Here is a 17,609-nt window from a genome sequence, read left to right on the forward strand (position 1 = left end):
TGGTCGCCGGTGCGCACCTTCAAGGGCTATGCCGCCTGGGGCGAGCCCGAGGGCGCCGGCAAGAACTCGCTGCGCCGGGCGGCCATGACCAACTGCGGCTGCGCCAGTTCCTGCAACGTCCATGGCCACGACCATGCCGGCGCCTGGTCGAGCAAGCTGCCAGTCGGCGACCTCCGCAGCTTCTGGGGCGCGCTCGGCTGTGCCTGCTGGGCGGTGTGATATGGCCGGGAGCGACCAATCGGCGGCGGTGCCGCGAACAGGCGTGCTGCGCTGGACAGCGCTGCTGCTGCTCTGCGCCGCCTATATCCAGGGGCCGGTGACCAAGATCCTCGATTTTCCGGGCGCCATCGCCGAGATGGATCATTTCGGCCTGTCCCCGGCGCCGCTCTTCGCCGTCGGCGTGATCGTCTTCGAACTGGCGATGAGCGCGCTCATCCTGGTGGGTCGCTGGCGCGGGCTCGCGGCGCTGGCGCTCGCCGGTTTCACGCTCGCTGCCACCTTCCTCGCCCTGCGCTTCTGGGAGATGCCGGCAGGGCAGGGGCGGATGATGGCGATGAACGGCTTCTTCGAGCATCTCGGGCTGATCGGCGGCTTCATCCTGGTCGCGATCGACGATCGCGCCCGCAAGGGAGTCACGCGATGAGCGTCGCCCCACCCCCGGCTGCGGCTTCCGGCTTCGCGCCGCTGCGCCAGAAAGTCTTCGCCGTGCTCTGGGCGGCGACGATCATCGGCAATATCGGCTCGTTCATGCGCGACGTCGCCAGCGCCTGGCTGGTCACCGACCTCTCCGGCGCGCCGGCGGCGGTGGCGCTGGTGCAGGCGGCGGCGACGCTGCCGATCTTCCTGCTCGCGATCCCGGCGGGCGTGCTCTCCGACATCCTCGACCGCCGCAAGTTCCTGATCGCCATCCAGATCCTGCTCGGCTGCGTCAGCCTCTCGCTCATGCTCCTGGCCGGAACCGGGCAGCTCAGCGTGCCCGCCCTGGTCGGCCTGACCTTCCTCGGCGGCGTCGGCGCGGCGCTAATGGCGCCGACCTGGCAGGCGATCGTGCCCGAGCTCGTCGGCAAGGCCGACCTCAAGAGCGCGGTGGCGCTGAACTCGCTAGGCATCAACATCTCCCGCGCCATCGGCCCGGCGCTGGGCGGGTTGATCCTCGCCGCCTTCGGCGCGGGCTTCACCTATGGCGCGGACGTGCTGAGCTACGTCATCGTCATCGGCGCCCTGATCTGGTGGCGCCGCGCGCCGGGCGCGGACGATGCGCTGAGCGAACGTTTCGCCGGGGCCTTCCGGGCCGGGCTGCGCTATGCCAAGGCGAGCCGGGAACTGCATGTCGTGCTGTTGCGCGCGGCGATCTTCTTCGCCTGCGCCAGCGCGGTCTGGGCGCTGCTGCCGCTGGTCGCGCGCAACCTCCTCGGCGGCGGCGCCGGCTTCTACGGCATCCTGCTCGGCGCGGTCGGCGCCGGGGCGATCGGCGGCGCCATCCTTCTGCCGCGCCTGCGCGCCCGGCTCGATGCCGACGGGCTGCTGCTGTTCTCGGCCGTCCTGACCGCGCTGGTCATGGCGGTGCTGACGCTCTCGCCGCCGCAATGGCTCGCCGTCATGATCCTGCTGCTGCTCGGCGCGGCCTGGATCGTGGCGCTGACGACGCTCAACGGCGTGGCTCAGGCGATCCTGCCGAACTGGGTGCGCGGCCGGGCGCTCGCAGTCTATCTGACCGTGTTCAATGGCGCGATGACCGCCGGCAGCCTGGGCTGGGGCGCGGTGGCGGAAGCGGCCGGCATCCGCGGCACGCTGCTGATCGGCGCGGCCGCGCTGCTGGTCGCCGGCATGGTCATGCACCGGATCAAGCTGCCGGCCGGGGAGGCCGATCTCGCGCCGTCCAACCATTGGCCGGAGCCGCTCACCGCCGCCACGGTCGAAAACGATCGCGGCCCCGTGCTGATCCTGATCGAGTACCGCGTGCCGGCGGCCGACCGTGAAGCCTTCCTGCGCGCGATCAACGCGCTGTCGGCCGAGCGGCGGCGTGACGGCGCCTATGGCTGGGGCATCACCGAGGACACCGCCGATCCCGACAAGCTGGTCGAGTGGTTCATGGTCTCGTCCTGGGCCGAGCATCTGCGCCAGCATCGCCGCGTCTCGAAGGCCGATGCCGATCTGCAGAAGGAGGTCGCGCGCTTCCATGCGGGTGAGGGCGGCCCAGTCGTGCGACACTTCCTGCACGTCGACCCGCCGCCGAGGCCGGTGAAGCATCGAGGGGAAACAGAGCCATGAGAGATTGCGTCTGACGCGGACTGCACGGGCGACGCCTGCGCAAAATCATCGCCCCGCCACGCGTTGCCAAGCATTCACCCGGTCGCCCAAAGGAGAGCAACATGTCCAAGTATCTGGAAGTCCTGACCCCGAAGAACTGCCAGCTCATTTTCATCGACCAGCAGCCGCAGATGGCGTTCGGCGTGCAGTCGATCGACCGGCAGGTACTGAAGAACAACGTCGTCGGCCTTGCCAAGGCTGCGAAGGCCTTCAACATCCCCACGACGATCACCACGGTCGAGACGAACAGCTTCTCCGGTCATACCTATCCGGAGCTGCTGGCGGTCTTCCCTCAGAACAAGATCCTGGAGCGGACGTCCATGAATTCCTGGGACGACCAGAACGTCCGGGATGCGCTCGCCGCCAACGGCCGCAAGAAGGTGGTTGTCTCCGGCCTCTGGACCGAGGTCTGCAACACCACCTTCGCGCTCTGCGCCATGCTCGAGGGCGGCTACGAGATCTACATGGTGGCGGACGCCTCCGGCGGCACCTCCAGCGACGCACATAAATACGCCATGGACCGCATGGTTCAGGCTGGCGCGGTGCCGGTGACCTGGCAGCAGGTTCTGCTCGAATGGCAGCGCGACTGGGCGCATCGCGAAACCTATGATGCCGTCATGGCGATCGTGAAGGAGCATTCCGGCGCCTACGGCATGGGCGTCGACTATGCCTACACCATGGTCCACAAGGCGCCGGAGCGCGTGACCCATGGCGAGACGATCGGGCCGAATGCCGCCAAGTGAGCTGAGCGAGCGATGATGCCGCTGCGGGTGCTCGCGGGGGCATCATCACGATGGCGCCGACCTCGCTTGCGCCCGCGACATGATCGAGCCGGGCTAGGTGTCCTTCTGCGAGGGCTGCCGCGCCGCGTCATCGCAGTAGCGTTGCCAGGAGACGTTCAGGTGGTGTGCGACGGCCGCTTCGGCACCATCTTCGTCGCCCCGGACGATCGCATCCAGAATGGCCCGGTGCTCGTCGAGCACGGGCTTGATGTCGTGCGGCCGGCTGTTGACCAGACGGGCGTGGTGCAGATGCGGATGCAGATTGCGCACGGCCTGGGCGAGGATCGCGTTGCCGGAGGCTGAGAGAATGGCCTCGTGGAATGTCTCGTCGAGCCGGCTGGCGCTGACATAGTCGTGGTCGTCGGCGCCTTCTTCGGACAGCTTCCTCTCCATGGCTTCGATGCTGGCGCGCATCGCGATGATCGATTCTGCCTGCCGGGTGCGTGCAAGATGTCGGGCGGCAAAGCCCTCGTTGAGGATGCGGAAATCCTTGAGCTGCTCGAACCATGCGCGCGGAGGTTCGGGCGCAACCGAAAAGCCGGTGAAGGAGACCGATGCCACCAGACCGAGCCCGCAGAGCCGCGTCAGCGCTTCACGAATCGGTGAGGAGCTCACCTCCAGCTCGCGTGCGAGCGCATCGATGTTGAGCTTCGCACCCGGGGCGTAGACACGGTCAAGGATGCGCTGCGTGAGCAAAGCAGCCACCTGATCGACGAGCGCTACACGGGTAAGAAGCGGCTTGCCGGCCATGACGCCTCCCTTTTCAGCCTATCGCTTTTCTTGCTATTGACGACCGTCAATCATCGATCATGCACGATTCTTATATGTGAACGATCGAGGCACGACCGCCAGTTTGGCTGGGAGAGGGATCAGGATCCGAGGGCGACTAACGTGAAGATCGCCGCGGCTTTGACAGCCCCAGGCGTTGCCAGGAGCGGCGTTCATGCAAGTGTCGACAGGACGGGACGCGAGGGGCTTTTTCGGCGAGCGCGTCGCCGATCATTTCGGGATGCGGGGCGAGGTCGTATCGGAGTTTCATCTCGACGGCCAGTTGGGGTTGGCTGCCACGCGGTTGTCCTGCGGGCGCCGCTTCAGGGAGCGCACAAGCCAGACCCATAGCGAGGGTGCGTTCTCCATTCTCTGCCAAATCGACGATCTCGAATGCCATTCCGGCTGGCTCGGGGGGCAGAGATATCGCTCAGGCCGCTTCCGCGCGAAATCCGTGAACGTCGTGGATTTGCGTGAAGATCCGCAGTGGCAGTTCAGAGGCCGCTTCGACGCTCTCCAGTTCTATGTTCCTGCCGACGGGCTCGCGTTGATTGGTGCACAGCATGGAGGCCGCACCGCTTCGACATTGCGCTCGGAAGGCGAGGCCCCGGACGAGATTCTGTGGGGGCTGTCGCAGGCGCTGGTCCACGCCTCGGCTTCGCCCGGCGCGAACCAGCTTCTGACCGATCAGATCGCGATGGCTCTCCTGATCCATTTTGCGCGCGCCTATGGCGGCCTCGAAGCCGAAGCCGCCGCTGGGTACGGAGGGCTTGCCGCCTGGCAGCAGCGCCGGGCCAGGGAGATCATGACCGCACGATTGGCGTCGAACCTGACGATCGCGCAGGTGGCGAGCGAGTGCCGGTTGACGCCCAGCCATTTTGCCCGCGCGTTTCGGCAAAGCCTCGGTGTGGCGCCCCAGCGCTATCTGCTGCAATTGCGGGTGTCGGAGGCGAAGAAGCATCTCGTCCAGCAGCATCTGCCGCTCTCCGATATCGCGTTGATGTGCGGCTTCGGGGACCAGAGCCACTTCACGCGCGTCTTTCGCCAGCTTGCGGGCAGGACGCCGGGCGCATGGCGCCGGAACTTCCAGGGCAGCGACGCCGAATAGCTGTCGGGGATCAGGCAAAGCCTGCCGTTGCCCCCTCGCTATGCCGAACCGACGATACTTGGAGGCAAATCCGAGATCGCCGCTGCAGATTCCTGATCAATCCCGGCGAAGCGCGATCCAATCGGCGCGTGCTCTAGCATAGGGGTTGCGCGGGGTTCGCGCCGACACCTGAGCCCATCAGCCGGGCGCCCTCACGCACATCAATTATCGACGGAAGCCGCCGCCGTGGAAGCCACCGCCTCCGTGGAAGCCCCCGCCGCCGAACCCGCCCCCGCCGCGGAAGCCTTCCAGATGTTCGCCCCTGAAGCGGGCAGCCTGTTCACGATCGAAGTTGCGAAAATCGCCACCTCCGGCATTGGACCAACGCCCGTTCTGATGCTGCTGCCAGCCTTGCGCGCCGCGCCGCATCACCTCGCCATCGCGTCCGGCATAGAGGTCGTTGGCACGCGGGTGGTTCTGCCTGAGGTCGCTGACGCTGTTCCGGGGGCCTGGGCCGCCCGGGCGACTCTCCAGCCGCTCGCCTGCGCGGCTTTCGAGCCGATTGCCCAGATTGTTGCCGACCTGGTTTCCGAACCGGTTGCCGATGTTGGCATTGACCCGGTCGCCGACGCGGTTGTCGATGCGCGTGCGCACCGTGTTGTTGCCCCAGCGATTGTAGATGTTGGCGTTGTTGAAGTTGAAATTGTTGATCACGACGTTGCCGCCGCCGTGCCAACCCCATCCTCCCCAGCCCCGTCCCCAGGCGCCGCCGCTCCAGGCAGCGCCGGCGATGGCGCCGATCGCAAAGCCCGTCGTGGCGCCCCAGGCGAAGGCTGCGCCATAGCCATAGGTCAGTGGCGCCGGGTACCAGAAGTCCCCGACCCAGGCCGGGTAATAGTAGCCGGTGCCGTAGACCACGACCCCGCCCGGCGCGACCACGGTGCCGTAATAGCCCGGCGTATAGCCGACATAGACGGTGTCGGCGGTCGAGCGGTAGACCTTGGCATAGGTGACGTAATGCAGCGGGGATTCCGGCGGAATGGTGTAGATCGCCGGCGGGACTTCGGTGGCCACCTGCCAGGGACCGTTGGGGCCGGCGGCGGTGAACCAGACGCCGTTCTCGATGGCATAATAGGTGCTGCCGACCCTGATCACCGGAACCGAGGCGTTGACGACATATTCGAGGCTGGTGCCGGGGACCGGCTTCATCTCCGGCTTGCCGTCGACCTGGACATTCGGCTTGGCCTTGCGGCGGTCGACCGTGGCCGTCTGCGGGATCTGGTTGTCGATCAGCGATTCCTGAGCCTGCACCGTGCCGCTGACGGAAGCCAGCACGTCGCCCTTGGGGTGGCTCTCGGGAATCTTGGCGAAATCGGCAGGCAGTTTGTCGCTCGCGACGAAGCTCCAGGGCCCCTGCGCCAGCGACGGAGAGCGGAACCACCGGCCTGAAATCAGGACGTAGTGATCCTGGGTGCTGACATCGACGATGATCTGGCTGCTGGTGTTCTTGACGTAAAGCAGCTGGGTTGCCGGGATCGGTGCATATTCCGGCTGGCCGGCTGTCTGCACGAGTTCAGTAGGCTGCAGGCTGACGTCTATTCTCGGCGTGTTGCCGCGTTCGACGGTTTCCTCGATCTCGGGCGGCGCCTCATCCATCAGATTGGCGCGGGAACCCGCCGATTTCAGGGTCGCGGCCAGGGATGCGGGCGGGCTCGCGACGACGGACCAGCTGCCATCGGGCTCCTTGGCCGACCACCACTTCTTGAGCGCGCGCAGATAATAGGTGGCGCCGCTCTCGTCGAACAGCATCAGTGCCGGCGTGTTGATGACGCGCAGGAGCTTGCTGCCGGTGATCTGGCGCAGCTGCGGCTTGCCATCGACCAGCACCAGCATTGCGGGTGTTTCGCTGAAGATGATCTTCGGCGGATCGTTCCTGACGGGCAGGGCCTTGGTCGTCGTCTCCGCCTCGGCGACCGCGAGGCTCGCCTGCAACCGGGCCAGCGAGATCGTACGCAGACCGGTGCCGGCATGCTGACGGAGCGCCGCGGCGTAGGCATCGGCATTGGCGGGATCGGACGGGAAGCTCGCCTTTACGACCTGGATATTGTCGAGCGTCACGCTGTCGCTCTCCCGGTCGACCGCGGTGTGGGCCTTGAACCAGACGACGCCCAGCGTCTGCGCGTTGGTGCCGGGTTTGTCGACCGCAACGGCGGCACGCGCGTCCAGGGTGTCGTCCTGCCAGCGTTCGATCTGCGGCTGGTAGACGGTGATGCTGCGCTCGGCATCCTCGACCAGGCGAGGCCAGGCCGCGTCAGCATGCGCCACATCGGCGGGCCGCGACGCCGCGGCCCGCCCTGCCTGGGCCAGAGCCGGCGCCGCCGGCGGGACGAGTATGCAGGTTATCGACAGAAGAGCGACCGTGTTCCGGAGGTGCGACTTAAGGGTCTGGCGCATCCGGCTTCTCCTTGTCCATCCAGCCCGGCGCCCGAGTGCCGGGCGCGATCAGCGGTCGCAGCGATGATAGCTCGTCTCCACCTCGGGAAATTCGGGGTCGAAGCGGACGAAGGTGCCGTCGTCCTTGAAGCGGATCGAGACTGTCATGGTGTCGAACATGATCTTGTCCGCGCAACTGAGAAGGAGCGTCGTCACGTCGCCCTTCTGCTTGGAGGATTTCACGTTGCAAGTGGCGTTCGCGCCATTGATCCGGTTGCCGTTGACGATGAAGGCGCTCCAGCCATCGAGCGTGCGCTTGAGCGCGAGCTTGCCCTTGCTCTTGACGAAGACCTGATCGCAGGTCGAAGCGGTCGTCGTCCAGGCCCCGTCCATGCGGTCCACGGCGTGCGCCGCACCACTCAGCAAGGGAAGGGCGAGGACAAGGATCCCAAGGCCGGCCAGTCGCTTTCCACTTTGCATCTGCACTCTCCCATGCGTTGAAAAAACAAGAAAATCTGCGGCAGGCCGGGCAGAGGGGCAGGTCATGCACTTCGCCGATTGGGAACGGTGCCGCGTCGAGACCACTATCAGGTCATTCTTGCCGATATCTTCCGCCACGGAAACGTGCCCCCGACGTCTCGGGCGTTGCGCCCAGCCTGAAAATGCTATCCGTTCTGATGAGTGCTTGGTGGGAAGGCTATGATGATTGTCGTCTGCGGTGGGTCTTGATATCAAGATGTACCAAGACATTCCCGTCAATCACGAGGCGAGGATCGTGGTTGCTCTGCGGTTGAGGATGGCTCGCGGCGACGTCGCGGCATCTGGCGGCGGCAGCGCGACAAGCCGGGCTGCGGAAGCGATCAGACTTTGAAACAGGGTGCCGCCAGCAAGCCGGCTCGGCGCGCAAGCCTTGCACGCGAGATTGCCAGGGCGGCTGGCCGTGAAGGGGTTGTCCTTGCGGTCGGGGCGGCGGCATCGATCGGCCTGCTGGACCTTGTCGGAGAGGCAAGGGCAGCCGGCAGGCCGCCGACCCTTCTGCGAAGCTGTACCATAGCGACACCGGACCTCGAGCCCCTCCTGCCCGAACCGCCCTCCATCTCCCCCGGCAAGGCTGGCGCCGACGATACGGGAGATGACGATGAGGAAGACGAGGCGGACGACGACGACGAGGAGGATCCTCCGCCCTCCGGCTTCGTCTCGCCCGGCTTGGGCGGCTGCATCGTCGTCTCCGGAACGGTGAATGCCGGGCTCCAAGGCGACAACTATCGAGCGAATGCCCTGGCGCGCGCGACAGGGCTCGTGCCGCAGAATACGACTAGCTTTCCGCTCAGCACGACCTTTCGGATCGAAAGCGGTCAGTCGCTTGCCAATGGCCATTATCTTGCAACGGCCTTCGAGTTCTCGATGGACACGAACAGCGGCGGTGGCACCGACGTCACGATCGGCGAGGCGAGCATTACACTGGGAGCCTTCAGCGCCGGGCTGGCCAGCTCGCGCTTCGATTTCTGGACCGGTGACGAGTTCGCCCTGGTCGGGCGCATTCCCAGCCGCACCGTTGCCCTGATCGGCTACGAGCGACCGCTTACCGAAGAGCTCAGCCTCTCGCTGTCGGCCGAAGATGTCTCCGCCGACCAGCGCATTCCGCTGCCGACCGCGGGGCGCCGCCTGCCGGACGGCGTGGCCCGCCTTGTCTATGAAGGGGAAGCGTTGACCCTGCATGGTGCGGTGGCGTTGCGGGAGGTTTCGCGTATCGGTGCGCCGAGCCTGTCGGGGCGGGCGGCCATCATCGGCGCGACCTGGGAAGGCAGCGTGCTCGACCGGTCGTTCACCCTGTCCGGCCAGATCGCCGGCGCTGTCGATGCCCCCGCCTATGTCGGCTCGCTGCTCGACCGGCGCACGGCATTGCCGTTCTTGACCGGCGACCAGACGACGCGCGGGTGGTCCGGCCTCGTCTCGATCGGTTGGGATTGGTCGGACGAATGGTCCAGCAACGCCTATCTCAGCCGCTACAGCCTGACGCTGCCGCGCGCAGGCGACATTGGGGGGCAGGTTCGGATCGATCGAATGTCTGCGAATCTGATTTGGAGGCCGGTCACAGGCCTGCGCCTCGGACTGGAGGGATCACTGGCCTGGCAACGCCTCGACATCGTCGGTTCGGCGCGTGCCGCAGCTCTTTCCGGCACGCAAAGCACCGCCCAGATCTTCATCGAGCGGGTATTCTAGCTCTTGGAGACGTTTTGGAAACCCGAGCCCGCATCTGAGCAGCCGCGTTAGCGACGGAATGGCTCCTCAGGATGAGGGCTCGGGGAATTCTCAAAAAGGCTCTTATTCCAGCTCTCCTGCAGACGGCACGTTCACCGTCGACGCGCGGTATCCGGTTCTCGGTCCGTCAACGGGCCTGAGCCGCCGCGAAGGCGAGGTTCTCGGCGAGCAGCGCTTCGGCGAGGGCCGGCGTGGCAGCCTCCACATAGACGCGCAGCTCGGGGGCATTGCCCGAAGCCCGGAAATGGACCGTGCTGCCATCAGCCAGCGTCAGGCGAAGACCGTCGCGGCGGTCGCGTGCGACCACCCCGCCGTGGCCGGAGAAGCTGTCATCGCGAAACGCTGCATCGTCGGTATCGAGCCTGGCGATCAATGCAGCGGTGCGATCCTGGGGGATCTCCTGGAGCCGGTTCGACAAGGCAATGGCGAAAGCGGCCTCTGACGCGATCTCGCTCAGCTGCTTGCCCTGCCGCGCCTTGAGAGCGAGCGTCGACAGGATCGGGAGCATCGCATCGCGCGTCGGCAGGGCCGCCAGCACGCGTCCATCGCGGGTGACATTCGAGCCGAGCAGCACACCGCCATTGGCTTCGAAGCCGACGACGACCGCTGCGCCCTCGTTTGAGGCCTGTTCCATGCCTGCGATGACATAGGGTGAGCCGACGCGGGTGCGAACCACGCGGGCGAACAACCCCGGCCGGTCGAGGGCGGAATTCGAGGTGACGGGGGTTACGATCGCATCGGCCCCGAGAAACTGCGCGGTCAAGGCGCCGACGAGATCGCCGCGCAGGAAGGTTCCGCGTTCATCGGCGACGAGCGGACGATCCGCATCGCCATCCGTCGAGACGATGGCATCGAGCCGCTGCTCGGCGGCCCATTGCCGCGCCAGGGCCTCGTCTTCAGGACGCAAGGCTTCGGTATCGACGGGGATGAAGCTGTCGCTGCGTCCCAGCGGCAGAGCTTTCGCGCCGAGCGCGGCGAGAACCTCGCAGATCGCGTCCCGGCCGACGGAGGAATGCTGGTAGACCCCGACGGTCAGCCCCGCGAGGGCCGAGCTGCCGAAGAAATCCGCATAACGGGCTTGGTAAGCCGTCAGCGCATCATAGGGTGCAGTCTTGGCCTGCAGGGTGGGCATCGCGCTCAGGCCCAGCCGGCCATGCCAGGCCAGGATCTGTGCCTCGTCGGCCTTGTCGATCTCGCCCTGCGCCCGGTAGAATTTCAGCCCGTTGCGGTCATCGGGAATATGGCTGCCCGTCACCATGATGGCCGCGCAGCCGCGTGTCATCGCGGCCAGAGCCAGTGCGGGTGTCGGGACGGTCCCGCAGTCGATGGGAACGAGACCCGCATCGACGATCGCCTGAGCAGCCTGACTGGCGATCAGCGGGCTCGATGAACGCAAGTCCCGCCCGATCAGCACGTCTGCCTGCGCTTGCGTATCATTGTCGCGGAGCATCGCGCAGAAGGCGCGAACATGGCTGTAGGTCGGCAGGCCGACGAGTTCGCCGACAAGGCCGCGCAGGCCGGAGGTTCCGAATTTCAGGCTGGTCATGAGAGGCCGATCGTCCCGAGGTCGAATGCTGTTCAAAGGATGGAAGGTGAATATCAGAATTCATTGCTTGGCTTCTGGTGCCGCATCGACGGCTTGTTTCCTGGTCCGGCTTGACGGCCTCCTTCGCTCGCTTCGCCCTCAAATGTTGTAGAAGGAGCGATACCATTCGACGAAGCGCGTGATGCCCTGCTCGATCGGCGTCGCAGGGCTGAAGCCGGTGCGAGCCGCCAGATCGCCGACATCGGCATAAGTCGCGGGCACATCGCCGGGCTGAGATGGCAGCTGCCTCTTGATGGCCTTGCGTCCACAGGCTTCCTCGATCACCGCAATAAAGCGGTCAAGCCGGACCGGCGTGTGATTGCCGATATTGTAGATGCGGAACGGCGCAGATGCCGTCGCGGGATCGGGGTCGGAAGCATCGAATTTCGGGTTGGCCACAGGCGGCAGGCCGGCGAGCTTCACGATCGCCTCGCGGATGTCGTCGACATAGGTGAAGTCGCGGCTCATCTCGGCTTCGGCATAGACGTCGATGGGCTGGCCCTCGAGAATCGCTTTGGTGAACTTGAAGTAAGCCATGTCCGGACGACCCCAGGGGCCGTAGACCGTGAAGAAGCGCAAGCCAGTCGTCGGAATGGCGTAGAGGTGCGAATAGGCATGGGCCATCAGCTCGTTCGCCCGCTTGGTCGCGGCATAGAGCGATACGGGATGGTCGGCGCGGTCATGCTCACTGAACGGCACCTTGGCGTTCGCGCCGTAGACCGAACTCGATGAAGCGTAGACGAGATGGTCGACCGGATGCCGGCGGCAGGCTTCGAGGACGGAGAGGAAGCCGTCGAGATTGGCGCTCGCATAGGCACGGGGATTGTCGAGCGAGTAGCGCACGCCGGCCTGGGCGCCGAGATGGATGACGACCTGCGGCCGGAACGCGGCAAAAGCCGTCTCCAAGCCGTCATAGTCGGCAATGTCGCACTTTTCGAACGAGAAGCCGTTGCGCGCCTGAAGGCGGTCGAGCCGCGCCTGCTTCAGCGCCGGATCGTAGTAGGGGGTGAGGCTGTCGATGCCGAACACCTCCACGCCCGCATCAAGGAGAGCCTCCGCGACGTGAAAGCCGACGAAACCGGCGGCGCCTGTCAAAAGCACACGTTCAAACGGCAGATTGGCTTTCATGCGATCATCTTCGTTCGTGCGGTTCTGGCGTCTTATTCGCGATGCGCCGCAACGTCGCAAGCGCCGCGCGACGATTTTGACACGCAAGGGGGATGCGATGCTCGGGCCGCGATCTTGATGGGCGCGCGGAACCATGCCGATCGCCGAAAGCATGGGCAGGCGGCGGTCGTCGTCATGCGTGCCAGCATCCCCAGAGGGATGCGCGTTCGCGACCGCCGCCTCGGCCGCGATGCGGCTGGATCGATTGCATCTCGGCTGATTTCGTTTCAGGACAGCGCAGCTTTGAGCTTAAGTCCACCCGTTGATATCCGCGCCGCAATCGGCGGATAGGCGAGATGAGAACAGACGACGCGGGTGTGCTTCCGGAAGCGGCGTCTTCCGCATCCCGGATGTCGACGCTGTCGAGGAGTGAATGATGAAGATCGTTATGATCGGTTCCGGCTATGTCGGCCTGGTGTCGGGCGCATGCTTTGCGGATTTCGGCCATGATGTCGTCTGCGTCGACAAGCAGGAAAGCAAGATCGTCGCATTGAAACGGGGCGAGATCCCGATCTTCGAACCGGGTCTGACCGATCTCGTGCGCACCAATGCCGCGGCTGGCCGGCTGTCCTTCACGACCGATCTTGCAGGTCCGGTCGCGCAGGCCGATGCGGTCTTCATCGCGGTGGGCACCCCGTCCCGGCGCGGCGACGGCTTCGCGGACCTCTCCTATGTCTATGCGGCGACGCGCGAGATCGCGCAGGCATTGAGCGGCTACACCGTCATCGTCACGAAATCGACGGTCCCGGTCGGAACGGGCGACGAGGTCGAGCGCATTATCCGCGAACTGCGTCCCGATGCCGAGTTCTCCGTCGTTTCCAATCCCGAGTTCCTGCGCGAGGGCGCGGCGATCGAGGACTTCAAGCGGCCGGACCGCATCGTGATCGGCGCCGAGGAGGATCGGGCGCGCACGATTATGGCGGACGTCTATCGCCCTCTCTACCTCAATAGCGCGCCGATCCTGAATACGAGCCGTCGCACTGCCGAGCTGACCAAATATGCGGCGAACGCGTTCCTGGCGACCAAGATCACCTTCATCAACGAGATGGCGGATCTGTGCGAGCAGGTCGGCGCCAATGTGCAGGACGTGGCCCGTGGCATGGGGCTCGACAATCGGATCGGCAGCAAGTTCCTTCACGCCGGCCCCGGCTACGGCGGGTCCTGTTTCCCGAAGGATACGCTGGCGCTGATCAAGACGGCTCAGGATTATGGCACGCCGGCGCGTATCGTGGAGGCCGTCGCGGCGGTGAACGATCAGCGCAAGCGCGCCATGGGCCGGAAAGTGGTGGCGGCCTGCGGCGGGTCTGTTCGGGGCAAGACGGTCGCCGTGCTCGGGCTGACCTTCAAGCCCAACACCGACGATATGCGCGATGCCCCGTCGTTGGCGATCGTTCAGGCGCTGCAGGATGGCGGCGCCACGATCCGCGCCTATGACCCCGAAGGCATGGAGCAAGCCAAGGCGATGCTGCCTGCCGAGGTGATCTACTGCGCCAATGCCTATGATTGCGTGGCCCAGGCGGATGCTGCCGTCATCGTGACCGAGTGGAACATCTTCCGCGCACTCGACCTCGACCGGGTGAAAAGCTTGATGGCCGCTCCGGTTCTGCTCGATCTGCGCAACATCTACCGGCCGGAACAACTGCGTGCCAAAGGCTTCACCTATGTCGATGTGGGAAGAGGCCTGCCGCCGGAGGCGCCCGCCAAGGCGACCGACGCGGCCTAGGCGGCGGCTGGACGATCATGACTCCGAGACAGTAGGTTGCGGTGCACCCTTGGGAGCATCTCCTGGCGCGAGCCTGCCGGCCAGCGCGTGACGATGCTTTCGCTGTGCTCAATGTCCCTCGAGCAGATTTCAGAGATGCAGCATGTCCAATGATGTCAGCCCTCTTGCGGGAAAACGGCTCGAACCTGCCATGCTCGTCGATGTGGGAGCGCTGACGAAGGCCTATTTCGAGCGGCCGGACCCGTCGCAGCGCTCGCAGCAGGTGGCCTTCGGCACCTCGGGCCATCGCGGCTCCGCATTCTCGCTGTCCTTCAATGAGGCCCATATTCTCGCCATCGCTCAGGCGATCTGCCTCTATCGCCGTGAGCAGGGCATCGACGGGCCACTCTTCCTCGGCATCGACAGCCACGCGCTCTCGCGCAACGCCTTCGAAACCGTGCTGGAGGTCTTCGCCGCCAATGGCGTGACCACGATGATCGACGAGGCGCTCCGCTTCACGCCGACGCCGGTGATTTCGCACGCGATTCTGACCTACAACCGCGGCCGCAGCTCCGGCAAAGCGGATGGCGTTGTCATTTCGCCCTCGCACAACCCCCCGGCGGATGGCGGCCTGAAGTACAACCCGCCGCATGGCGGCCCGGCCGACACCGACGCCACCGGCTGGATCGAGAAGAAGGCCAACGCCTTCATTGCAGACAAGCTCGCCGGGATCAGCCGTGTCCCCTATGAGCGGGCGTTGAAGAGCGAGCATGTCCGCAGGCACGACTACATCAGCGGCTACGTCGCCGATCTTGCCGATGTCGTCGACATGGAGGCGATCGCCAGGGCCGGGGTCTCGATCGGCATCGATCCGCTCGGCGGGGCCGGGCTCGACTACTACCAGCCGATCATCGACCGCTACGGTTTGAAGGCGACCATCGTCAGCAAGGAGGTCGATCCGACCTTCGGCTTCATGACCGCGGACTGGGACGGCAAGATTCGGATGGACTGCTCCTCGCCCTACGCCATGGCGAGCCTGATCGGCATGCGCGACAAGTTCGATGTCGCTTTCGCCAATGATACGGATGCAGACCGGCATGGCATCGTCACCCGCAGCGGCGGGCTGATGAATCCCAACCACTATCTCGCGACGGCGAGCGCCTATCTCTTCGCCAACCGGCCCGGCTGGCGCAGCGATGCCGCGATCGGCAAGACCGTCGTGTCGAGCGCCATCATCGACCGCGTCGCGGCCAAGCTCGGGCGCAGGCTGGTCGAGGTGCCCGTCGGCTTCAAATGGTTCGTCGACGGCCTCCTCTCGGGCGCGTTCGGCTTTGCCGGCGAGGAGAGCGCCGGCGCCTCCTTCCTGCGCCGCGACGGCACGGTCTGGACGACGGACAAGGACGGAATCATCCTGGGCCTGCTCGCGGCCGAGATCACCGCGAAGACGGGCGCCGATCCCAGCGTCTTCTATGGAAAACTGACGGCCGAACTGGGCAATCCCCGCTATGCGAGGGTCGATGCCCCCGCGACGTCGGCGCAGAAGGCGATCCTCAAGAACCTGTCTGCCGAGCAGATCACGATCACGGAACTTGCGGGCCAACCCATCACTGCCATTCTCAGCGAGGCGCCGGGCAACGGTGCCGCGATCGGCGGCGTGAAAGTGACGGCTGCCGATGGCTGGTTCGCCGCTCGCCCGTCCGGCACCGAAGAGGTCTACAAGATCTACGCCGAGAGCTTCCGCGACGAGGCGCATCTGGCGGCAATCCAGCAGGATGCACGGCGCATCGTCGGCGCGGCGATCGGCGGAGCAGCCTGAGGAGGCTTCGGCGCAATTCGTTACAGTTTGGTCTCCTGCCGGCCTCGTCGGCCGGCAGGAGACTCATGATGCGACGCATCATCGATCGCTGGGGATAGGGCCGCGAATTTTATTCGATTTTTGCCCCGATATGGCAGTCTGGCCGGACCGATTCAGGTTCTGCCAACGATAATGGCTCGGAGGGGCATCCGTGATCTATGTCGGGATTTTCTACCTCGCCTGCGCAGCGGTGTTCCTGCAGCTCGTCGAAGGAGCGCCCGTCATAGAGTAGATCGGCCGGGCAGGTCATTCGCCTGAGCCGAAAGCCTTCGTCCGGAAGCGCTCGGCCGCAAAGGGCGCGATGTCGCAGAAGGTCGGGGCGCCTGTCATGGCCTCCGCCAGCAGCCGTCCGGTCGCGGGTCCAAGCGTGAAGCCGTGATGGGCATGGCCGAATGCGAACCATAGGCCGGTATGCCGGGGGGCACGGCCGATCACGGGAAGCATGTCGGGCAGGCAGGGGCGCGAACCGCGCCACGGCTCGGCATCCAGACGCCGCCCCAACGGCATCATGCCTCGTGCGATCTGTTCGGCTCGGTCGAGTTGCCAGGTATCGGACGGCTGGTCGCGCCCGGCCAGCTCGATCCCCGTCGTGAGCCTGACGCCGCGCTGCATCTGCGTCAGCACGAAGCCGGCCCGAGCGTCGCAAAGCGGGTGCCGCGGAGCCAGCTGGGACGCAATCTCGTAGTGCATGTGATAGCCGCGCTTGAAGCCCAGCGGGAAGCGATAGCCGAAGCGCTCGTAAAGCTCCTTTGACCAAGGCCCCAAAGCGGCGACGACCTCTGATGCCTGCCATTTGCCCGCTTCGGTCGGCAGGCGCCACGCCGACTGCTCGTGCCTCAAGCCGTGCGCGTCGGCCTTTGCCACGATGCCGCCGCGGGCTGCGAAGAGCGCCGCATAAGCGCGCGTGACTGCCCCGGGGTCGGTCACCGTCGCGGGGTCGCGCCAGTGAATGGCACCGGCTATCGCGTCCGGCAGCAGTCCGGGCTCGCGGTGGTGCAGGCTGTGGTCATCGAGCACGTCATAGGCGAGGCCGTAGGATTGCAGATCCGAAGCCGCCCTCGTCGCTTGCTCGAACCCGCGCCGGTCGCGATAGAGCTCGATCCAGCCGCCGCTTCGCATCAGCGCTTCGGTTCCGGCTGCCTTCGTCCAATGGCTGTGTTCATCGATGCAGCGCTCGATCAGCGGCAGGATCGCCCGGCCCAGCTTGTCCAGGCGCGTGGGGGCCGAATTCCACCAATAGCGAGCGAGCCAGGGCGCCATCTGCAGCAGCGTGGCCGGGCGGTAGCGCACGGCGATCGAGCGGTTCGACGCGAAGGCGGCAAGCGTCGCGAAATCACGGGGAAAGGCATAGGGGACGACCGAAGATCGCTCGATCAGTCCCGCATTGCCGTGGCTGGTCTCGCCGCCGGGCTCGCCGCGGTCGACCAGCAGAACCTTGCGGCCGCGCTCCTGCAGATGCAGCGCCGCGCTGACGCCGACGATTCCGGCTCCGAGCACGATCACATCGGCGTCTCGTATTGCAGTGGTCATTGCGCGGGAAAGCCCGTCTCCATCCACCCGAAGCGGGCACCGGGAAGACGAGCCTCAAACGGAAAGGTTTTGCAAGAAAATAAAAATCATTTGACGTCGTGAAAGAAAAATTTCTTGATGGGGCGTCG

At 65.6% G+C, this 17,609-nt stretch carries 14 protein-coding genes and 1 pseudogene; 9 read left to right on the forward strand and 6 right to left on the reverse strand.

Translation table 11 applies throughout. The features are described from left to right. From AC1DNE_RS28370 to AC1DNE_RS28385, 4 genes and pseudogenes are all read left to right on the forward strand, one after another. Positions 1-219, forward strand: a pseudogene (locus AC1DNE_RS28370) (amidohydrolase); the annotation flags it as partial. A gap of 1 nt (position 220) precedes the next feature. Beyond that, positions 221-643 carry a DoxX family protein gene (locus AC1DNE_RS28375; protein ID WP_441472554.1) on the forward strand — a complete coding sequence of 141 codons (423 nt, stop codon included), beginning with the start codon at positions 221-223 and terminating at the stop codon, positions 641-643. Further along, complete coding sequence (locus AC1DNE_RS28380) at positions 640-2,271, forward strand: MFS transporter (protein ID WP_441472555.1); 1,632 nt, start codon at positions 640-642, stop codon at positions 2,269-2,271. Before AC1DNE_RS28375 ends, AC1DNE_RS28380 begins: the two co-directional genes overlap by 4 nt. A 101-nt stretch (positions 2,272-2,372) precedes the next feature. Next, the gene (locus AC1DNE_RS28385) at positions 2,373-3,053 is read left to right on the forward strand and encodes a hydrolase (protein WP_441472556.1); all 681 of its coding nucleotides are present in this window, start codon (positions 2,373-2,375) and stop codon (positions 3,051-3,053) included. Between the two features lie 93 nt (positions 3,054-3,146). On the opposite strand, the gene AC1DNE_RS28390 is transcribed toward AC1DNE_RS28385, so the two are convergent. Next, positions 3,147-3,842: a GntR family transcriptional regulator gene (locus AC1DNE_RS28390; protein WP_441472557.1), complete on the reverse strand. Its 696-nt coding sequence runs from the start codon at positions 3,840-3,842 to the stop codon at positions 3,147-3,149. A 193-nt stretch (positions 3,843-4,035) separates the two neighbouring features. Here AC1DNE_RS28390 and AC1DNE_RS28395 point away from each other — a divergent pair, with 193 nt between their 5' ends. Further along, positions 4,036-4,968, forward strand: coding sequence for a helix-turn-helix domain-containing protein (locus AC1DNE_RS28395; RefSeq protein WP_476767264.1), 933 nt, complete (start codon positions 4,036-4,038; stop codon positions 4,966-4,968). A 204-nt stretch (positions 4,969-5,172) separates the two neighbouring features. On the opposite strand, the gene AC1DNE_RS28400 is transcribed toward AC1DNE_RS28395, so the two are convergent. Then, the gene (locus AC1DNE_RS28400) at positions 5,173-7,401 is read right to left on the reverse strand and encodes a hypothetical protein (RefSeq protein ID WP_441472559.1); all 2,229 of its coding nucleotides are present in this window, start codon (positions 7,399-7,401) and stop codon (positions 5,173-5,175) included. 48 nt (positions 7,402-7,449) lie between these two features. Further along, positions 7,450-7,998 (reverse strand): hypothetical protein, encoded by a 549-nt coding sequence (locus AC1DNE_RS28405; RefSeq protein WP_441472560.1) that lies wholly within the window; start codon positions 7,996-7,998, stop codon positions 7,450-7,452. Positions 7,999-8,247: 249 nt separating this feature from the next. On the opposite strand from AC1DNE_RS28405, the gene AC1DNE_RS28410 reads away from it, so the two are divergent. Beyond that, the gene (locus tag AC1DNE_RS28410; RefSeq protein ID WP_441472561.1) at positions 8,248-9,603 is read left to right on the forward strand and encodes a porin; all 1,356 of its coding nucleotides are present in this window, start codon (positions 8,248-8,250) and stop codon (positions 9,601-9,603) included. Positions 9,604-9,769: 166 nt separating this feature from the next. Here the strand turns inward: AC1DNE_RS28410 and AC1DNE_RS28415 are convergent, their stop codons facing one another. After that, on the reverse strand, positions 9,770-11,188 hold the full coding sequence (locus AC1DNE_RS28415) for a phosphomannomutase (RefSeq protein WP_441472562.1): 1,419 nt from the start codon (positions 11,186-11,188) through the stop codon (positions 9,770-9,772). Between the two features lie 138 nt (positions 11,189-11,326). Then, positions 11,327-12,343, reverse strand: a complete 1,017-nt coding sequence (locus AC1DNE_RS28420) for an NAD-dependent epimerase (protein ID WP_441472674.1) — start codon at positions 12,341-12,343, stop codon at positions 11,327-11,329. Here AC1DNE_RS28420 and AC1DNE_RS28425 point away from each other — a divergent pair. The 3 genes from AC1DNE_RS28425 (at position 12,290) to pgm (ending at position 15,912) form a co-directional block, all read left to right on the forward strand. Continuing rightward, on the forward strand, positions 12,290-12,685 hold the full coding sequence (locus AC1DNE_RS28425; RefSeq protein ID WP_441472679.1) for a hypothetical protein: 396 nt from the start codon (positions 12,290-12,292) through the stop codon (positions 12,683-12,685). The genes AC1DNE_RS28420 and AC1DNE_RS28425 overlap by 54 nt on opposite strands. Before the next feature lie 85 nt (positions 12,686-12,770). Next, the gene (locus AC1DNE_RS28430) at positions 12,771-14,117 is read left to right on the forward strand and encodes a UDP-glucose dehydrogenase family protein (protein WP_476767274.1); all 1,347 of its coding nucleotides are present in this window, start codon (positions 12,771-12,773) and stop codon (positions 14,115-14,117) included. Positions 14,118-14,259: 142 nt separating this feature from the next. Continuing rightward, complete coding sequence (gene pgm / locus AC1DNE_RS28435) at positions 14,260-15,912, forward strand: phosphoglucomutase (alpha-D-glucose-1,6-bisphosphate-dependent) (RefSeq protein ID WP_476841328.1); 1,653 nt, start codon at positions 14,260-14,262, stop codon at positions 15,910-15,912. A gap of 285 nt (positions 15,913-16,197) precedes the next feature. Here pgm and AC1DNE_RS28440 read toward each other — a convergent pair whose 3' ends face one another. Then, positions 16,198-17,481: an NAD(P)/FAD-dependent oxidoreductase gene (locus tag AC1DNE_RS28440; RefSeq protein ID WP_441472564.1), complete on the reverse strand. Its 1,284-nt coding sequence runs from the start codon at positions 17,479-17,481 to the stop codon at positions 16,198-16,200. Between the last annotated feature and the right edge of the window lie 128 nt (positions 17,482-17,609).

The sequence above is a fragment of the Allobosea sp. 05L423 genome (genome assembly GCF_056397745.1).

Bases quoted from the DNA above. Each gene is read 5' to 3' on its own strand.
- AC1DNE_RS28415 (WP_441472562.1), bottom strand. From the start codon at position 11,188: ATGACCAGCCTGAAATTCGGAACCTCCGGCCTGCGCGGCCTTGTCGGC.
- AC1DNE_RS28400 (WP_441472559.1), bottom strand. From the start codon at position 7,401: ATGCGCCAGACCCTTAAGTCGCACCTCCGGAACACGGTCGCTCTTCTG.
- AC1DNE_RS28395 (WP_476767264.1), top strand. From the start codon at position 4,036: ATGCAAGTGTCGACAGGACGGGACGCGAGGGGCTTTTTCGGCGAGCGC.
- AC1DNE_RS28430 (WP_476767274.1), top strand. From the start codon at position 12,771: ATGAAGATCGTTATGATCGGTTCCGGCTATGTCGGCCTGGTGTCGGGC.
- AC1DNE_RS28390 (WP_441472557.1), bottom strand. From the start codon at position 3,842: ATGGCCGGCAAGCCGCTTCTTACCCGTGTAGCGCTCGTCGATCAGGTG.
- pgm (WP_476841328.1), top strand. From the start codon at position 14,260: ATGTCCAATGATGTCAGCCCTCTTGCGGGAAAACGGCTCGAACCTGCC.
- AC1DNE_RS28380 (WP_441472555.1), top strand. From the start codon at position 640: ATGAGCGTCGCCCCACCCCCGGCTGCGGCTTCCGGCTTCGCGCCGCTG.
- AC1DNE_RS28385 (WP_441472556.1), top strand. From the start codon at position 2,373: ATGTCCAAGTATCTGGAAGTCCTGACCCCGAAGAACTGCCAGCTCATT.
- AC1DNE_RS28440 (WP_441472564.1), bottom strand. From the start codon at position 17,481: ATGACCACTGCAATACGAGACGCCGATGTGATCGTGCTCGGAGCCGGA.
- AC1DNE_RS28375 (WP_441472554.1), top strand. From the start codon at position 221: ATGGCCGGGAGCGACCAATCGGCGGCGGTGCCGCGAACAGGCGTGCTG.